This window comes from Methylobacterium sp. WL8, assembly GCF_008040045.1.
In the GTDB taxonomy this organism is placed as follows: domain Bacteria; phylum Pseudomonadota; class Alphaproteobacteria; order Rhizobiales; family Beijerinckiaceae; genus Methylobacterium; species Methylobacterium cerastii.
In genome coordinates, this window is sequence record NZ_VRVF01000007.1 from 25,254 (window position 1) to 43,179 (window position 17,926).

At 69.5% G+C, this 17,926-nt stretch carries 15 protein-coding genes; 6 read left to right on the plus strand and 9 right to left on the minus strand.

The window, feature by feature from the left end:
- Position 1 precedes the first annotated feature (1 nt).
- From FV234_RS04375 to FV234_RS04395, 5 genes are all read right to left on the minus strand, one after another.
- Positions 2-2,023, minus strand: a complete 2,022-nt coding sequence (locus FV234_RS04375; protein WP_147828218.1) for a BON domain-containing protein — start codon at positions 2,021-2,023, stop codon at positions 2-4.
- Positions 2,024-2,144: 121 nt separating this feature from the next.
- Positions 2,145-3,956 carry an ATP-binding cassette domain-containing protein gene (locus FV234_RS04380; RefSeq protein WP_147828219.1) on the minus strand — a complete coding sequence of 604 codons (1,812 nt, stop codon included), beginning with the start codon at positions 3,954-3,956 and terminating at the stop codon, positions 2,145-2,147.
- Positions 3,957-4,023: 67 nt separating this feature from the next.
- Positions 4,024-4,236, minus strand: a complete 213-nt coding sequence (locus FV234_RS04385) for a hypothetical protein (protein WP_147750585.1) — start codon at positions 4,234-4,236, stop codon at positions 4,024-4,026.
- A 107-nt stretch (positions 4,237-4,343) separates the two neighbouring features.
- Entirely contained in the window at positions 4,344-4,658 is a 315-nt protein-coding gene (locus FV234_RS04390) for a polyhydroxyalkanoic acid system family protein (RefSeq protein WP_147762711.1), read from the minus strand.
- Between the two features lie 77 nt (positions 4,659-4,735).
- Entirely contained in the window at positions 4,736-5,092 is a 357-nt protein-coding gene (locus FV234_RS04395) for a septal ring lytic transglycosylase RlpA family protein (RefSeq protein ID WP_238270665.1), read from the minus strand.
- 532 nt (positions 5,093-5,624) lie between these two features.
- Here FV234_RS04395 and ybgC point away from each other — a divergent pair.
- Complete coding sequence (gene ybgC, locus FV234_RS04400) at positions 5,625-6,044, plus strand: tol-pal system-associated acyl-CoA thioesterase (protein ID WP_238270657.1); 420 nt, start codon at positions 5,625-5,627, stop codon at positions 6,042-6,044.
- Positions 6,045-6,118: 74 nt separating this feature from the next.
- Here the strand turns inward: ybgC and FV234_RS04405 are convergent, their stop codons facing one another.
- Positions 6,119-7,321: a methyl-accepting chemotaxis protein gene (locus FV234_RS04405; protein WP_246686113.1), complete on the minus strand. Its 1,203-nt coding sequence runs from the start codon at positions 7,319-7,321 to the stop codon at positions 6,119-6,121.
- A 489-nt stretch (positions 7,322-7,810) separates the two neighbouring features.
- Between FV234_RS04405 and tolQ the strand changes: the two genes are divergently transcribed.
- The 4 genes from tolQ (at position 7,811) to tolB (ending at position 11,747) form a co-directional block, all read left to right on the plus strand.
- Complete coding sequence (gene tolQ, locus FV234_RS04410; RefSeq protein WP_147750589.1) at positions 7,811-8,527, plus strand: protein TolQ; 717 nt, start codon at positions 7,811-7,813, stop codon at positions 8,525-8,527.
- 22 nt (positions 8,528-8,549) lie between these two features.
- Positions 8,550-8,993, plus strand: a complete 444-nt coding sequence (locus FV234_RS04415) for a biopolymer transporter ExbD (RefSeq protein WP_187273574.1) — start codon at positions 8,550-8,552, stop codon at positions 8,991-8,993.
- A gap of 7 nt (positions 8,994-9,000) precedes the next feature.
- The gene (gene tolA, locus FV234_RS04420; protein WP_147828221.1) at positions 9,001-10,341 is read left to right on the plus strand and encodes a cell envelope integrity protein TolA; all 1,341 of its coding nucleotides are present in this window, start codon (positions 9,001-9,003) and stop codon (positions 10,339-10,341) included.
- Positions 10,342-10,406: 65 nt separating this feature from the next.
- A complete protein-coding gene (gene tolB, locus FV234_RS04425; RefSeq protein WP_147828222.1) occupies positions 10,407-11,747 on the plus strand; it encodes a Tol-Pal system beta propeller repeat protein TolB in 1,341 nt (446 codons plus the stop codon).
- Positions 11,748-11,786: 39 nt separating this feature from the next.
- Here the strand turns inward: tolB and FV234_RS04430 are convergent, their stop codons facing one another.
- Both FV234_RS04430 and FV234_RS04435 read right to left on the minus strand, forming a co-directional pair.
- The gene (locus tag FV234_RS04430) at positions 11,787-12,035 is read right to left on the minus strand and encodes a hypothetical protein (protein ID WP_147762706.1); all 249 of its coding nucleotides are present in this window, start codon (positions 12,033-12,035) and stop codon (positions 11,787-11,789) included.
- A gap of 97 nt (positions 12,036-12,132) precedes the next feature.
- On the minus strand, positions 12,133-13,365 hold the full coding sequence (locus FV234_RS04435) for an MFS transporter (protein ID WP_147762705.1): 1,233 nt from the start codon (positions 13,363-13,365) through the stop codon (positions 12,133-12,135).
- Positions 13,366-13,687: 322 nt separating this feature from the next.
- Between FV234_RS04435 and FV234_RS04440 the strand changes: the two genes are divergently transcribed.
- Positions 13,688-15,163 carry a PAS domain-containing methyl-accepting chemotaxis protein gene (locus tag FV234_RS04440; protein ID WP_147762704.1) on the plus strand — a complete coding sequence of 492 codons (1,476 nt, stop codon included), beginning with the start codon at positions 13,688-13,690 and terminating at the stop codon, positions 15,161-15,163.
- A gap of 11 nt (positions 15,164-15,174) precedes the next feature.
- Here FV234_RS04440 and FV234_RS04445 read toward each other — a convergent pair whose 3' ends face one another.
- The gene (locus tag FV234_RS04445; RefSeq protein ID WP_147762703.1) at positions 15,175-17,700 is read right to left on the minus strand and encodes a PAS domain-containing sensor histidine kinase; all 2,526 of its coding nucleotides are present in this window, start codon (positions 17,698-17,700) and stop codon (positions 15,175-15,177) included.
- Between the last annotated feature and the right edge of the window lie 226 nt (positions 17,701-17,926).

Sequence of the window (17,926 nt, forward strand, 5' to 3'; positions counted from 1 at the left end):
GTCAGGGCAGCACGGCGAAGGCGATGCCCGGCCGCTCCGAGAGCTTGTCGGCGACGACGACCTGGTCGAGCCCAGCGCCGGCCTGGAGCAGGTACTCGACCACCGCACCGGCGCGCAGCCGCGGCAGGTCGGGCTCCGGCGCCTCGGCGGTCTCCTTGCCGGCCTTCGTGTCCTTGGCCGGCTTGGTGTCCTTCGCCGCCTTGGCGTCCTTCGAACTCTTCGCGTCGTTCGAAGTTTTGGTGTCCTTCGAGCCCTTGGCGTCCTTTGCGGGCACCGCCTTCGCGGCCGGCTTGGTCTCACCGGACTTAGTGGGCTCGGGCTTGGCCAACGCAGCCTTGCCGGCCTCGGGCTTGGGCGCCGCACTCGCGATACCCTGCGTCTGGGCTGCGTCCGCCACCTTCGCGTCCGGCGGGGCGGTCTTTGCCGGATCGCCGTGGCCGGCGACCGCGATGCGCAGCGACGGGCAGGTCTTGGCAAGCTCCGCGAGGCGATCGAGCACGGGATAGAAGATCGGTGACAACGCGCCTGAGCCGGGCGCGAAGCGCAGGCCGGTGCCGCCGACGAGCGCCGTCGCGGCGCTGCGGCAGGTCTCGGGGTCGCGCGTCGGCGCCGGGTTCTTCGGCACCACCGCCACGCTCGCGGTCCATCCCGCCGGCATCGCCGCCGGCAGGGTCGCGGCGACCCGCGCCGCGGCCTCGCGATACAGGCTCGTGCCGGAGAGGATCAGCGTCCGGTCGGCGACCGCGACCTCGCCGCTCGACAGGCTCGCCAGCACCGGCACCGCGGCGGTGAGAGCCGCAGCGAGGTCCGGCGGCGCGCCGTCGGCGATGCGGGTGCGGTCGATGATGCGCTCGCGGAAGAAGCGCGGGCGCACCACGGCGAGCAGCCGGTCGCGCGCCTCGGCATCGGGCAGGTGGCCGGACAGGCTGACGCCGTCAGCCTCGCGGCGGATCGCGACGCGGTAGGGGGAGAGCGGCTTCACCGCAAGCGCGACCGAGCCCGCCCCGACCCCGGCGGGCCGGGCGTCCCGCATCACCGCCTCGATCTCGCCGACGGCCTGGCTGTCCACGGCATCGCCCGCCACCGACACCCGCGCGCCGTCGAAGCGCGCGCCGCCGCCCTGCATCAGCCCGACCAGGCGGATCAGGAATTTCGCCAGCGCATCCGGGTCGACGTCCTTAGCGAGGCCCCGTGCGGTGCGCATCCGGTCCGTGACCGCGGTGCCGTCGGAGATCTCGCCGGCTAGGCGCCCGATCTCGGCCCGCGCGGATTCCGAAACCACGAACCCGTCGAGCACCAGCCCGCCGCCGGGGTTTCGCGACACGCTCATGGTGAAGTCGTCGGCCCGCGCGGGCACAATGTCGATGCGCCCAATGGTGTAGCCGGGCGGCGGGTCGGTCAGCGCAGTGCGCAGGGCGTCGTAGGCGGCGAGGTCCAACGCCGCACCTGAGAACGCGATCGAGAGGTCGGTCACCGTCGCGGTCCCGCCGGCGGCGAGGTTGCGCAGGCGCGCGACGGCGTAGGCTGCTGCCGCCGGGAAATCCGGCGGCGCGCCGCGGGCGGCATGCGCCGCGTCGTCGATCGCGGTCTCATCGGGGATCTCGGCGGCCAGACGCGTCCGCAAGGCGGCGCGGCCGATCTCCGCCGGGCGGCTGCCAGAGAACGCGATGCGATCCGGCGCAGTCCGGGTCGCGCTCCAGGCGAAGGGCGCGGCCGTCTCGATCAGGCCGATCTCGGGGACGATCCGGCGCGGCTCGGGAAGCGCCTCCAATCGGGCGAGCGCCGCCGCGCGGGCGGCCGGCCCCGGCGCCTCGCCCTCGGCGACGAGATCACGCCCGCGGACCGAGACGCGCAGCCACGGCTCGGGCGATCCCGCCTCGGTCGCCTGAGCCACCGTCTCGCCCGCCGCCGCGATCCGCGCGGCGATATCCGGCGCGGCATACAGCGTCGCGCCGACCCAGATCAGGCCGAGCCCAGGCAACCCGAGGAGCCAGCCCGCGGAACGCAGGCCTTGGTGTGTCATGGCGAGCGGTTCATTACGAGCGGATCATGGCGAGCGGACGATGTCGCAACACCGGCGACGCCCCCGAGGCTTGCCGGACGGCATGGACCGCCATCGCGGCATCATGAAGGCCGGGATGGTCTCAGCCTTCGCGCAGCATCTCCAGTTCGAGCCAGCGCTCCTCCGCCCCAGACAGCTCGGTCTCGGCTTGGGCGAGCATCGCCGACGCCTTGTCGAACCGGGCCGCGTCGCGGGCATAGAGGCCGGGATCGGCCAGCACCGTGCGCAGCTGCGCGATCACGCCCTGCAACTTCTCCATGCGGGCAGGCAGCGTCTTGAGCTCGTGCTGGTCCTTGAAGTTCAGCTTGCCCTTGGCAGCAGGCGCGGCATCCGCCCTCTCGCGCGGCTCGCTCTTTCCGCGCGCCTCGGCTTTTCCCTTGGCGCCGGCGCGGGCCTGCACGCCGACGCCGCGCTGGTTGACCATGTCGGTGTAGCCGCCGGCATACTCGACCCAGCGCCCCTCCCCTTCCGAGACCAGAACGCTGCCGACGACGCGATCGAGGAAGTCGCGGTCGTGGCTCACCAAGATCAGGGTGCCGGAATAGTCGCCGAGCATCTCCTGCAGCAGGTCGAGCGTTTCGAGGTCGAGGTCGTTGGTCGGCTCGTCGAGCACCAGGAGGTTGGCCGGCTGCGCCAGCGCGCGGGCGATCAGCAGGCGGTTGCGCTCGCCGCCCGAGAGCACCGAGACCGGGGTACGCGCCTGCTCGGGGGTGAACAGGAAGTCCTTGAGGTAGCCGACTACGTGGCGGCTGACGCCGTTCACCACCACCGCGTCGCCGCTGCCGCCGGTGAGCACTTCCGTGACGGTCATGCTCGGCTCCAGCACCGCGCGGGCTTGGTCCAGCAACATCATCTTCAGGTTGGTGCCCTGGCGGACGCTCCCGTCGTCGGCCTGCAGCTTGCCGGTGAGCAGATTGATCAACGTGGTCTTGCCGGCGCCGTTCGCGCCGACGATGCCGAGGCGGTCGCCGCGCATCACCCGCAGGGACAGGTCGGCGACGATCCGGCGCTCGCCATAGCTCTTGCTCGCGTTCTTGGCCTCCATCACCAGCGTGCCCGAGGCCTCGGCCTCGCCGGCCTGCATCGTCACGGTGCCGACCGGCCGGCGGTCGTCGCGGCGCTCCTTGCGCAGCGCATGCAGGTTGCCGAGGCGGCGGACGTTACGCTTGCGCCGGGCGGTGACGCCGTAGCGGAGCCAGTGCTCCTCGTCGTTTATCTTGCGCTCGAGCTTGTGCCGGTCGCGCTCCTCCTCATCGAAGAAGGCGTCGCGCCAAGCCTCGAACCCGGAGAAGCCTTGCTCGATGCGGCGGGTGACCCCGCGGTCGAGCCAGATCGTGGCGCGCGACAGGGCCGAGAGGAAGCGCCGATCGTGGCTGATCAGCACCATCGCGGCGCGCGTCCCCTTCAGCTCGGCCTCGAGCCATTCGATCGCCGGCAGGTCGAGGTGGTTGGTCGGCTCGTCGAGGAGCAGCACGTCGGGCTCGGGTGCCAGCGCTTGCGCCAGCGCCACGCGGCGGCCCTCGCCGCCCGAGAGCCGCGTCGGGTCCTCGCTGCCGTCGAGGCCGAGGCTTTCGAGCAGGTAGCGGGCGCGGTGATGCGCGTCGCCATCGCCGAGGCCCGATTCGACGAATTCGAGGGTGGTGGCGAACCCGGAGAAATCCGGCTCCTGCGCGAGGTAGCGGATCGTCGTCCCCGGCTGGACGAAGCGGACGCCGCGATCGGGCTCCACGAGCCCGGCGGCGATCTTCATCAGGGTCGACTTGCCCGAGCCGTTGCGGCCGACGAGGCAGGTGCGTTCGCCGGGCGCGACGGAGAAACCCGCCCCCTCGATCAGGGGCGTGCCGCCGAAGGTGAGGGCGACGTCTTGAAGGGTCAGAAGCGGTGGGGCGGCCATGCCGGGCTTATGGCAGCGCGGCCGCCTCACCACAAATCGAAGTCGGCTCAAGTAAACCGGAGCGCGCTCAGGCAACCGGGTTCGCGGGGCCGGTCGGCGTCGGCATGCCGGGCGTGGTCACCGGAACCTCGGCTGGGGTGATGCCGGGCGCTTCGCTCGGGCTGTCGCCCGGGATCTCGGGGCTCGGGCCCGGGCTCGGCACGGTGGGCGGGTCGTAGGGCGTGTCGGGGGCAGGCGTCGGGTTCGTCGGCACCTCGGGGATCGCGCCGGGATCGGCCATGGGAAACGCTCCTCGCTTGACGTCGCGGCGCGTCTTGAGCGCGCGCCGCGTGACGAGCGTGAACGGCGGGGTCGCCCCGGGTGTTCCGGCGCGCGCCGCCTTGCGCGCTACTTCTTGGTCAGGAGCAGGTTGCCTTCCTTGCCGACCATCCGCTTCACCTTGTCGGCGAAGAGCGCAAGCAACAACGGCAGGTGGCACTCGACCCGCACGCTGTCCTGGCCGACGTCGATCTGGCCGTTCATGTTCTGCTTCATCGCGGAGATCGCGAAATCGAGCCGGTCGCCGGTCCAGGTGAGATTTTCGATGCTGATGCCGCTCTTGGCGAGCAGCGCCCGCCCCTGCTCGACGCCGGTCTCGATGCGGCGGCGCGCCTCGTCGCGGCCGAGGTCGTGCGGGATGTCGACGATGAGGGGTTTTGCCATGATGTCCGCTGCGTCTCCGGTTCAGGCTCGGAGATGGGGCCGGCCGGCGCGCGCGGCAACGCCGGCCGGCATCCGCATCAGTTCATGACGTGCAGCGAGACGTAGGTGGTACCGCCCATACCCAGCGCCCGGGCCGAGCCGCGGGAGAGGTCGATGATGCGGCCACGCACGAACGGCCCGCGATCGTTGATCCGCACCACCACGGACCGGCCGGTGCGCTGGTTCTCGACGCGGACGCGGGTGCCGAAGGGCAGGCTGCGGTGGGCGGCGGTCATCCCGTTCGGGTTGAAGCGCTCGCCGCTCGCGGTGCGATGGCCGCTGCCGTACCAGGACGCGCCTCCGCTCTGGGCGGCGGCCGGCTGGGTGGCGGCGACGAGCGACAGGGCGGTTCCGAGGGTGGCGGCGGCGATCTTGGCGACGGGTCGGATGTGCATGCTTCGGTCCTTGGTCGTTGACGAGGGCGGCGCCAATCGAGACCGAACGGGGCTGAAATAAGACCCGCACATTTTGGGCATCCAGATCACATTCCGGCCGAATTCCTCAACGCAGCTTAACATTCGATCGCTCAAGCAACGATCATGCATCCAAGACTTCGATTTTTCTACGCGTGAATGCGCGATTACGCTGCGGTATAGTCTTCGACAGGCTTCGGCGGGAGCCGCCAAACCCGCGTAAGGCGGCGAAGATCTGCGCTCAGCGAAACCCTGCCGCCCGCCCGAGGACTGAGCTTGGCCGTTGCGTCGCGGCGGATCGGGACGGCGCTTTTGGCTCGGTTCAGGGCGAGCCTGCGATCGATCGGCCGGCTTTCGCGGACGCGTCCTCGGAACCGCGGCAGGCGACCAAACACCGAGCCAACCCGGTACTAAGGTCCCGACGATCGGCAAACGTGGTAGCCTCGTCCGAATGCAAGGCGCCGGCTCGTCAGGCCTGTCCCTCTGGAAGTCTGCGCAGGAGCGGCGCCGAACCGTGACGTCATCGATCGAAGCCCACGCGCTGCCGGTGCGCGTCTACTACGAGGACACCGACTTCTCGGGCTTCGTCTACCATGCGAGCTATCTGCGCTTCATGGAGCGCGGCCGGACCGAGTTGCTGCGCGGGCTGGCGGGCGACCAATCCGAACTGCATCGCGAGGCCGACGGGTTGGTCTTCGTCGTGCGCCGGATGGAGATCGACTATCTGAAGCCCGCGCGGATGGACGACGCGCTGACGATCCTCACCCGCACGCACGAGTTGCGCGGCGCCTCGATGCACCTTCACCAGGAGGTGCTCCGCGGCGACGACCTCCTGGTCCGCGCGTCCGTGGTCGTGGCCTGCGTCCGCGAGGGCCGGGCGATCCGCCTGCCCCCGGGTCTGCGCCGGGCGTTGTCCGCTCCCGACAGCCTTTGATGCACGCGCTTCGCCTTCGAGCGAGTCGGCAGCGGCGTCGCTCGAAGACGTTCTCGTGAAGGGGGGCGGCGCGATCAGATCCGCCGGACTTCCTCCAGGAACGTCGCGACCGCCCGCGTGACCTCGGCCATCTGGTTGTCCATGTCGGTGGTGGCTTGGAGCACGGTCTGCGCTGAATCCGTCGAGGTCGCGGCGCTGGCCGCCACCGCGCTGATCCCGCCGCTCACCTCGGTGGTCAGGTCGGCGGCGTCGCGCGCGCTCCGGCTGATCTCGGCCGAGGCGGCGGCCTGTTCCTCGGCCGCCGCGGCGACCGTCGTCGAGCCGGCATCGATTCCCTTGATCACCTCGGAGATCCGCTCGATCGACGAAACGGTCATCCGGGTGGCGGATTGGATCATGTTGATCTGATCGGAGATGTCGCTCGTCGCCTTGGCCGTCTGCGCGGCCAGTTCCTTGACCTCGGCCGCCACCACCGAGAAGCCCCGGCCGGCGGGGCCGGCGCGTGCCGCCTCGATGGTGGCGTTCAGGGCCAGGAGATTGGTCTGGTTCGCGATCGAGTTGATCAACCCGACGACGACACCGATGCGCTGCGAGGTCTCAGACAGGGTGCTGACGTTCTCCATCGCCTGCTGCGCCTCCGTCACGGCCTGCGCCGTCACGCTGCTGAAATGGGTCATCTGCCGCGTGATCTCGGCATTGGAGGCGCTGAACTCCTCCACGGCCGCGGCCACCGATTGCACGTTGACCGTGGTCTCCGCCGCGCTGGAGGCCGCCCGTCCCGCGCTCTCAGAGGTCTGTCCGGTGGCGTTCAGCACGCTGTCGGCGGCCTGCCGCATCGCGCCCGTGGCGGCGGCGGTCTGATTGAGCGCGGCCTGCATCGTGCGGTCGAAGCTGGCGATCCCGTCCGTGAGCGGCGACACGTCGGCCCAGGACAGCACCGCGGCGATGTACTCGCCGTTGGCGGCGTGGACGGCGGACACGTGAAGATCGAGGGTCTTGGGGCCGAGCTTGATCTTGGTGCGCCACGGCAACCGCGACGGATCGCCGACGATCGAGCGCTGGTGGTGGGGGTTCTTGTGGAACACGTCCATCGACTGGCCGACCATGCGGTTGGGATCGACGACGGACGGCAGGTGCTGCCGCAGGGCGTTCAGCGTCTCCACGCTCCGCTTGTTCGCATAAGTAATCGCCGCGGTGGTCGGATTCAACACCAGAACGTTGGTGGGCAAGGCTCCGAGGACCGCTTCGAAGTCGACCGCATGCGGCGACTCGGTCATCGTCTCGACGGAAGGAGCCTTCGCGCTCCGGCGCAATGTCAGGAATGCCATGGAAACCCATCGATGACCCAAGCTCGGGCCCACCACGAGCGCGTTGACGAGGATCTTCGACCATGAATCGCCGATCAGGGTAAAAAAGCCATTAATTTACTCGGTATTTTGACGAATATAAAGATTACAACCTTAGGATGAGAAATCAAATACATTTAATATAAAACAAACACTTTCGTCGCCTTCGATTTGAGTAGTGTCTCGCTCGATTGAAATAACATCCTTATTCTGCGATCCGCCCTGGTCCGGCGTGCAACGCTTCCTTAACCGCGTTCGGCGCTTCACTCGGCCGAGACGTCGAGGGTGCGCTGCGGCGACGACCCTACTTTCGACAGATTCGCGGGCGATTTTTCAGGCATCGCCCATGGTTCAGCCGGATGTCGCGAGGGTTTCCCCCTCGGAAGCCGCTCCGCCATGGGGACGTGAGGACCACCGACCATGAACCCAGCCGATGCGATGCAGGCTGCGCCCGTCGCCGACATGACGCTGCTCGGGCTGTTCCTGCAGGCCCACGTCGTCGTCAAGTTCGTCATGATCGGCCTGCTCGGATCGTCGATCTGGTGCTGGGCGATCATCGTCGACAAGACGCTGCTGTTCCGCCGCACCAAGGACGAGATGGACGCGTTCGAGGACGCGTTCTGGTCCGGCCGCTCGTTGGAGGAACTGTACCGCTCGTTCAACGACCGCCCGGCCACGGGCCTTGCCGCCCTGTTCGTCGCGGCGATGCGCGAGTGGAAGCGCTCGTTCGAGGGCACCGGCCGCCAGATCCAGTCACTGTCGCAGCGCATCGACAAGGTGCTCGACGTGACGATCCAGCGCGAGGTCGAGCGCCTCGAGGGCCGCCTGCTGTTCCTCGCCTCCATCGGCTCGGCCGGCCCGTATATCGGCCTGTTCGGCACGGTCTGGGGCATCATGACCGCCTTCACCTCGATCGCCGCTTCGAAGAACACCTCGCTCGCCGTGGTGGCGCCGGGCATCGCCGAGGCGCTATTCGCCACCGCGATCGGCCTGTTCGCGGCGATTCCCGCCGTGCTGGCCTACAACAAGCTCCAGGCCACGGTCTCCAAGCAGCAGTCGCGCCTGGAAGGCTTCGCCGACGAGTTCTCCGCCATCCTGTCGCGCCAGATCGACGAGCGCCTGTCGCTCGCCGCCTGACCGACCGCGAAGGGATCGACACATGAGCATGGCGGCGGGCGCTCAAGGGGGCGGCAAGCGGCGGCGGCGCGGCAAGCGCGGCGGGCCGATCAACGAGATCAACATGACGCCGTTCATCGACGTCGTGCTGGTGCTGCTGATCATCTTCATGGTGGCGGCGCCCATGATGACGGTGGGCGTGCCCCTCGATCTGCCGCAATCCAAGGCCTCGCCCCTGAACTCGGACACCAAGCCGGTGACGATCTCGATCCGCCAGTCCGGTCAGGTCTTCCTCGGCGAGGACGAGCTCACCGACGACACCATCATCCCGAAGCTGACCCTGGAGGCCAAGTCCGGCTTCGAGGAGCGCGTCTTCGTGCGCGGCGACAAGCGGGTCGACTACGGCCGGGTCGCGCAGGTGATGGCGATCGTCACCGGCGGCGGCTTCAAGAAGGTGGCGCTCGTCACCGAGCCCGAGCAGCGGTAGCGCGTCCGTGAGGCTCGCCTCCTTCCGCAGCGAACCGGGCTTCTGGGTCTCGGCCGGCACCCATGTCGGGCTGCTGGTCTTCGCCCTGTTCAGCGTCGCCGCGCCCGCGCTTCCCGAGGCGCAGGAGGGCGTGCCCGTCGAGGTGATCACCGAGAACCAGTTCTCCGAGCTGACCAAGGGCGAGCGCAACGCCGAGAAGCCGTTGTCGGACGCCAAGCCCCGTGCCGACAAGAAGGCGGAGAAGTTCGAAGAGAAGGAGCCGGAGAACGCGAAAGTCGATTCTCCGACAGCGCCGACGCGCACCAGCGACATGAAGCTCGCCAACGCCGACGAGATGCCGCTGCGCGTCAACGAGCCCGACCCGTCGGCGGAAGCGGCCAAGGCCGCCAAGATGGCCAAGGAGAAGGCGGAGGCCGAGAAGGCCGACGCCGCCAAAGCCGAGGCGAAGGCGGAAGCCGCCAAGGCCGCCGCCGCGGAGAAGGCCGCCGCCGCCAAGGCGGAAGCGAAGGCCGCCGCCGCCGAGGCCGCCAAGGCGGAGGCGGTGAAGCGCGAGCAGCTCGCCAAGCTCGTCGAGCGCGAGGAGGCGGAAGCCGCCGCCGCAGAAGCCAAGGCTGCGGATGCGAAGGCCAAAGCCGAGGCGAAAGCCAAGGCGGACGCGGCCAAGGAGGCGGCCAAGGCTGCCGAGAAGGCGGCCGCCGCCAAGGCCGAAGCCAAGGCGAAGGCGGAAGCCGAGGCCGAGCGCCAGAAGGAGATCGCCGAAGCCAAGGCCGAGGAGGCCAAGGAGAAGGCTGAGGCCGCAGCCGCCGCGAAGGCCGAGGCTGCGGCAAAAGCCAAGGCGAAGGCGGTCGCGGATGCGCGCGCCAAGGCCGACGCCGAGGCGAAGGCGCGCAAGCAGGCCGAGCTCGCCGCCAAGTTCAATGCCGGCGACATCAAGTCGATCCTGGCTTCGAAGGCGCCGTCGCAATCCACCGGCTCGACCGGTCACGAGGTCCAGCGCACGGCCTCCCTCGGCGCTGCCACCGGCACCGCGCAGCGCCTGTCGCCCTCGTTGCGCGACGCCCTCGTCGGCATGCTGCAGCAGCAGATCGAGCGCTGCTATTCGGCGCCGCCCGGCGCGGCGCAGGGCGTGGTGCTGCCGGTGCTCGACATCCGCCTGAACGCCGACGGCTCGCTCTCGACCGAGCCGCGGATCATGCGCGGCGGGTCGAGCTCGGTCGACCAGTCGATCGCGCAGGCGGCGTTGCGCGCCGTGCGCCGGTGCGCGCCCTACAAGATCCCGGCGCAGTACCAGCCCTATTACAACGACTGGAAGGCGATCAACGCGGAGTTCGAGTTCACCGCGACCTGACGCCGAAGCCGACCCGAAGTCTCGACCTCGCCGGCACCCGCTCCAACGTTTCCGGACCAAACCCCATGCTGCATCGTTCGCTCACCCGGGCCCGGCACGTGCCCGCCGCCCTCTATGGCCTCGCGCTGCTGCTGCTCGCGGCCATCGGCTTGAGCGGGCCGGCCCAGGCCCAGCTTCAGCTCCGCATCGGTGGCGGCTCGTTCCAGCCGATGCCGATCGCGGTGACCGACTTCTCGGGCGACGCGAACCTCGGCGGCCTCGTCTCGAGCGTCGTGACGAACGACCTGCGCCGCTCCGGCTACTTCCTGCCGCTGGAGAAGGGCCGATTCCCCGAATCGCCGAACTTCGATGCCGCCCCCGGCTTCGAGAAGTGGCGCGCGGCCGGCGTGCAGGGCCTCGTCACCGGCCGCGTCTCGCGCGACGCCTCGGGCCGCCTCAAGGTCGAGTTCCGCTTGTGGGACGTGACCTCGGGCCAGCAGATCACCGGCCAGCAATACGGCACCGACGCCGCCAACGCGCGCCGCGCCGGGCACCTGATCTCGGACAGCGTCTACACCAAGATCACCGGCCTCGGGCCGTGGTTCGACAGCCGCATCGCCTTCGTCGACGAATCCGGCCCGAAGGAGAACCGCCGCAAGCGCCTGATGGTGATGGACCAGGACGGCGCCAACGTCCGGGCGCTCACCACCGGCGAGAACGCCGTCGTCGCCCCGCGCTACTCGCCGGCGACGCAGGACATCGCCTTCATGGCGCAGGCCGCCGGCCACCAGCCGCGGGTGCAGGTGATCAACCTCGAGACCGGCAGCCGGACGGCGATGGGCAACTTCGACTCGATGAGCGCGAGCCCGCGCTTCTCACCCGATGGCCGCCGCCTCATCATGAGCGTGCAGCAGGGCGGCAACGCAGACATCGTCACGATGGACATCGCCTCGAAGGCCCAGCATTCGATCACCAATGGCATGGCGATCGACACGTCGCCGACCTACTCGCCGGACGGCGGCCAGATCGTGTTCGAATCCGACCGCGGCGGCTCGCAGCAGGTCTACGTGATGGGCGCCGACGGCTCGAACCCGCACCGCATCTCGTTCGGGGAGGGCTCGGCCTCGCAGCCGGCCTGGTCGCCCAAAGGAGACCTCATCGCCTTCACCCGCCAGCGCAAGGGTGGCTTCGCGATCTGCGTGATGAAGCCCGACGGCTCCGGCGAGCGGGTGCTGACGGAAGGCTTCCACAACGAGGGGCCGACCTTCGCGCCGAACGGCCAGTACGTGCTGTTCTTCCGCGATCCCGGCGGCCAGGGCGGCGGCAAGCTCTACATGGTCGACATCACCGGCAAGGTCGAAAATCCGGTGCCGACCCCGTCCTACGCCTCCGACCCGACCTGGTCGCCGCTGCTGGCCGGGAAGTAGTTTTCGGAAGCGGAGCCCGGCGACCCGTCGGGCTCCCCTTCACCCGCGCTTCTGCGCCTTCACGTATCCACCGATCGCGGCCTGGCAGTTCGGCGAGAGGCTGGCGCGGTTCTGCTTGAAGCAGGCCTGGACCTCCGGGGCGTCGGGGGAGAATTCGCTGCATAGGGCGAGGTAATCGCCGGTGCAGTTCTGCTTCAGCGCGGCGCGGTCGGGCACGGCCGACGCGTTCGGCGCGGCGAGCGCGGCGGTGGCGGACAGGGTGAACGCGAACACGGTACGAACGAGCAAGGTCGGCTTCCTTCAGCGACCCGGACGACCCGGGCGGAGGTGCGTAGACCAGCCCATCCTGGCCGGAATGGGTTAGCTTGGCCGTCGGCCTCCAGCTTCACCCCTCGCGCAGAAGCCGGTCGCGCGCTCGGAGTGCCGGGAAGAGCCGGCCCCAGAGCACGGCGACCAGCACGGTGGCCGCGCCCCCGACCACCACGGCCGGCACCGCGCCGATCAGCGCCGCGACCGAGCCGGACTCGAACTCGCCGAGTTCGTTCGAGGCGCCGATGAAGACGGTGTTCACCGCCGACACCCGGCCGCGCATCGCGTCCGGGGTCTCGCCTTGAACGAAGGTCTGGCGGACGTAGACGCTGATCATGTCGGCGGCACCCGTGACGAACAGGCAGGCCATCGACAGCGGCAGGGAGGTCGAAAGGCCGAACACGATGATCGCGACACCGAAGACCGCTACGGCGCGCAGCATCCTCACGCCCGCATGGCGCCGCAGCGGCCGGTAGGCCAGCACGACGGCCATCAGCACGGCGCCGGCCGCGGGCATGCTCCGAAGCGCCCCGAGCCCGAGCGGGCCGACATGCAGCACCTCGGCCGCAAAGATCGGCAGCAGGGCGGTGGCGCCCCCGAGCAGCACCGCGAACAAGTCGAGGCTGATCGCGCCGAGCACCACCGGATGGGCCCGGATATAGCCGATCCCGGCCGACAGCGTCGCCCAGGTCACCGGCGGCCGCTCCGACACGGGGGCCGGGCGGAAGCGGATCGCGGCGGTGGCGACCGCCGCGAGGGCGAAGCTGGCGGAGGCCGAGCCGAACACCACCTTGGGCCCAAGGGCGTAGAGGAAGCCGCCGAGCGCCGGCCCGAGCACCGACGCGCTCTGCCAGAGCGAGGCGTTCCAGGCGATCGCCGAGCCGAACAGGTCGCGCGGCACCAAGGTCGGCAGCAGCGCCTGCAGGGAGGGGTTGGCGAAGGCGCGCGCCGTACCGATCAACACGACGAGCCCGTAGATCGGCCAGACCGCGCCGGCGCCGCGCCAGGCGTAGGCGAGCAGCGCCGCGCTGGTCGCCGCCTGCACCGCGAAGGACGCCGCCGCCACCAGGCGCCGGTCGTAGGTGTCGGCGACGTGCCCGGTGATCAGCGCGGCCAGCATCGCTGGGAGGAACCCCGCCAGCCCGACGAGGCCGAGCGCGAGCGCCGAGTGGGTCAGGTCGTAGACGAACCAGCCGACCGCCACCGCCTGCATCTGGTAGGCAAGGCCGGTGAGGAACCGGGACATGCCGAACAGGCGGAAGTCGCCGTTGCGGAAGACGGTCCAGCCGGATGAGGAAGGTTCGTACATCGCCTGCGTCGTGGCCACGCGAAACCGCTTGGTCAAGCCGGCCGGCGAGGTCGTATTGAGCGTCTGCGTCGAGACTGCGATACCAAGCGTGTGGATCGCTGCGAACGCGTCGGCGGCGTCATGGAATGTCTGCGATGCCGTCGCCGACCGCTAGCGGGACGACAGGGCGCAACCTTACTCTTAGATAGCCCCTTTGACTTACACCTAGAAGTTGTTGCTGCGACCCATAAACTAATATGTCATGTTCAAAGTCTTGGAAGCCGATTTTTTAAGCTTTCTCCGCAATATTACATGAAGATCACGAACTACAAGGCTCACTGGAATGTCGTTTATCAACCAGAAGGTGAATGCCGTCATCGATGCGATCGACCGGTCACAGGCCCGCATTGTGTTCGGCCTGGACGGCCGGATCCTCGATGCAAACGCGAATTTCCTGAGCCTGTTCGGCTATGCCTTGTCTGAGATCCGCGGCCAGCATCACGGAATCTTGATGGAGGGCGCCGAGCGCGAGACCGCAGAGTATCGAGCGTTCTGGGAGGCCTTGGCCCGCGGCGAGACGCAAGCCCGCACCTTCAAGCGCGTCGCCAAGGACGGCCGTGAGATCTGGCTGCAGGCCTCCTACAATCCGGTGCTCGATCGCGGCGGCCGGCCGGTACAGGTCGTCAAACTCGCCACCGACATCACCGCCGAGACCAAGGCGGCAGCAATCTGCCAGGGCCAGATCGATGCGCTCAACCGCTCCCAGGCGGTGATCCACTTCACGCTGGACGGCATCGTCACCGATGCGAACGCGAACTTCCTTACGACGATGGGCTACCGCCTCGACGAAATCAAAGGCCGCCACCACCGGATCTTCGTCGAGGCGGCGGACGCCGCCTCGCCCGCCTACGCCGCGTTCTGGAAGACGCTAGCCGCGGGCACCTTCCAGGCGGGCGAGTTCCGCCGGGTGGGCAAGGCCGGCCAGGAGGTCTGGATCCACGGCGCCTACAATCCGATCCTGGACCGCGATGGACGTCCCTTCGCCGTGGTGAAGTTCGCTACCGACGTGACCGCGCAGGTAAACGAGCGCCGCCGCCGCGCTGAAGGCCAGCGCCTCATCCAGGTCGACCTCGGCCACATCATGCAGGAGATGTCGGGGGTCAGCCGCCAATCGACCGAGACCGCGCGCGCGGCGGCCGAGACCTCCGGCAACGTCCAGGCGGTGGCAGCCGGGGCCGAGGAGTTCTCGGCGTCGATCGAGGAACTGACCCGGCACGCGGTCGAGGCGAAGTCGGCATCCGACGAGGCGGTCGGCCGCTCGGACGAAGCGCGCACCATCATCTCCGGCCTCACGGCCTCGGCCGAGCGGATCGGCAGCGTCATCACCACGATTCGCACCATCGCCGACCAGACCAACCTCCTGGCTCTGAACGCGACCATCGAGGCGGCGCGCGCCGGTCAGGCTGGCCGCGGCTTCGCGGTGGTCGCCGCCGAGGTGAAGGCCCTGGCCACGCAGTCGTCGCAGGCGACCGAGGAGATCGGGAGGCAGGTCACCGCTGTGCAGGAGGCGACGGCCGAGGCAGTACGGGCGATCGAGCTCGTGAGCCAGACGATCGGGCAGGTCAGCCAAATCTCGCTCAGCGTCTCCTCCGCCGTGACGCAGCAGGCGGCGGTGACGCGTGACATGTCGGTGAACATGCAGAACGCGGCCGAGAGCGTCCAGCGCGTCCGGCTGAACATGGACGGCATCGCCGACGCCTCGAGGACCGTCGACACCCGCGTCCAGGCCGTGGCCGAGGCGGCCCGCGCCCTCGGCTGAACCGGGGCGGCCTACTCGGCCGCCTCCTCGGTCGCCTCGGATTCCAGGTCCCGCGCCGCGTGCGACGCGGGCAGGACGATCGGGAAGGTGCAGCTCACGCAGGTGCCGGCGCCGGGGCGCGAATCGAGCGAGACCCGGCCGCCATGCAGCTCGACGAAGGAGCGCACGATCGACAGGCCGAGGCCGACCCCGCGATGGCGCGTGCCGAGGGTGTGGCTCTCGAACCGGTCGAACACGTGGGCGGCGATCTCGGGCGGCATGCCACGGCCCTGGTCGCGCACGCTGAGGACGAGGTCGCCAGCCGTCCGGCGCGCCTGCACGGTGATGCTCTGGCCGGCGCTGGAGAAGCCGACGGCGTTCGACATCAGGTTGAAGAGGATCTGGCGGACGCGCTTCCCGTCCACGAACACGCTACCGATGTCGTCGGGCACGTCGAGGACGAGGCTGAGATCGGATTCCGCGAGGCGGTCCTCGATGCCGAGCAGCGCGGCCTCGATGGTGGCCTGAACGTCCACGGTCTCGCGCTGGAGCTCGAGGGAACCGGCATCGATCGAGGCGAGGTCGAGGATGTCGTTGATGATCACCAGGAGCGCGCCGGACGAGCGCATGATGTGATCGGAATATTCGCGCTGGCGGGCGTTCAGCGCACCCACGGTCTCGTCTCCGAGAAGCTGGGTGAAGCCGATGATGTTGGTGAGCGGCGAGCGCAGCTCGTAGGAGACGTGGTGGACGAACGTGTCGCGAAGCTGCGCCGCCTTTTCGAGCGCGTCGTTCTTCTCGGTCAGCGCCCGCTCGACGTTCACGCTTGCGGTGACGTCGATCAGGGTGATCAACGTCGCGCCTTCGGGCAGAGGCTGGGCGGTGCAGTCGAGCACGGTGCCGTCCACCATCTCGAGCTTGCAGGCGATGCCGGTGCGCGATTCGAGGCCAACCACCGCGTCGCGGATGTCGAGCCACGGCTCGTCGGCTGGCGCCAGCACGCGGCACGCCTCGATCACCGCCTCGACGTGCGGGCGGGCTTCCAGGCTCTCGTGGTCTAGTCGCCAGGCAGCGGCGAAGGCGCGGTTGGCAAAGGTGAGGCGCCCGTCGGCGCCGAACACCGCCACCGGCTCCTTGAGGGTATCCAGGGTCTCGGCCTGCACCCGCATCAGCGCATTGTATTGCGATTCGAGCTTCATCCGGTCTGAGACGTCATCGAAAAGGTAGGTCAGGCCGCCTTGCGGGTTCGGCTCGGCCAGCACCCGCAGCGTGCGGCCGTCGGGCAGGTACCACCAGGCCGGGTTGGCTTCCGCCGACCGGTAGGCGGCCAGCACGCCCTGCTTCCAGCTGCGGAAGTCGGCATGCTCCTCGAGCTTTCGCGCGGCGCGCAGGTGGTCGAGGATCTCGCCGTCGAGGGGGCGGGCGTCGAGGAAGCCTTGGTCGAGGTCCCAGAGCTGGCGGTAGGCGGCGTTGTGGAAGATCAGCCGCTGGCCGGCATCGAACATCGCGACCGCGGTCGGCAACTGGTCCAGGGTGCGGACATTGGCGTCCATCTGGCGCTGCAGGTCGGCGCGCACACTCTCCAGCTCGGAGACGTCCACCGCGATCCCGACCCGTCCGCCCTCCAGGGCGGTCTCGGTGACGTCGAGGATACGCCGGCCACCCGCCACCACCGCGGACAGGCGAAGTGCCGGACGTTGCCCGGCGGGGCGGCGCTGGGCGTCCTCGCGGGCGATCATCTCGCGGGCCGGACGGTCGAGGAGCTCGATGCCGTCCTGGATCGCGCCCTCGCGGGTGGTGGCTTCCACGGCGGCGACGTAGGCGGTGTTGACCCAGGCGAGGCTGCCCTCGCGGTTGCGCCGCCAGACCGGCTGCGGGATCGCGTCGAGGAGGCCGGCCAGCGCCGAGAGGCCGCGGCGGGCATCTTCCAGGGTCTCGCGCAACTCGGAGATCTGCCGTCGGTCCTCGGTGGTCTCGCGCAGGCGCAGCAGGACGCGGCCGGCCACCGCCTGACCCTGCGCCTCGATGCTGCGGCCGGACTGGCTCCGCAGCGTCGCGCGGAAGCTCGTGCCGCGCACCCGAAGCGCCTCGACGGCGGTCTCGACCGCCTCGGCGTCGGCGGGGACGAGCCAGCTGCCGAAGGCGAGGATGCGGCGGGCCGAGCCGGAGGCCGGACGCGCGCCGTCGAAGGCGAGGCCGACATCGCCTTCGACCACCGCCTCGCTGCGGCCGTCCCAGGTCACGATGATCTGGCGCTCGGCGGCGAGCAGCATTTCGGCCCGGTCGTGGGCGCCGCTGAGGGCGTCGAGGGCCGCCGCCTGCTCGCGCTCGCGGCGGGTCCAGCGCGAGCGCTCGCTCAGATAGAGAAGGGCGACGATGGTGGCGAAGGCGACGAGGCCGCCGAAGATCGCTGCGGCGGCGACGTTGTGCATGTGCGAGCCGAAACCCCAGCTCGGAAGGTCGGCGCCCGCCGCAAGGGAGGGAGCCGGCAGGCCGACGGCGGCGATGAAGAGAGCGCCGGCCCCGGCTGTGCGCCGTGCCGCCCGATCGACCGCCATGATCCGTCCCGTCTCCAAAAACCGCCGGTCAGATCGACGCGAACGAACGCGCGGCGACGGGTCCCCGCCCGCACGATTCGGGTGGATGGAGATCCGACGACCCGACGACCTGTCGAACCGCAGGTAGTCTAACGCGCCGGGGATTTGCGCCGGAAGGGGAATTAGCTTGGCTGTAACCCGTCGCCGGCAGGTCGCAGACGAACGACACACAGAAGACACAGTCCGC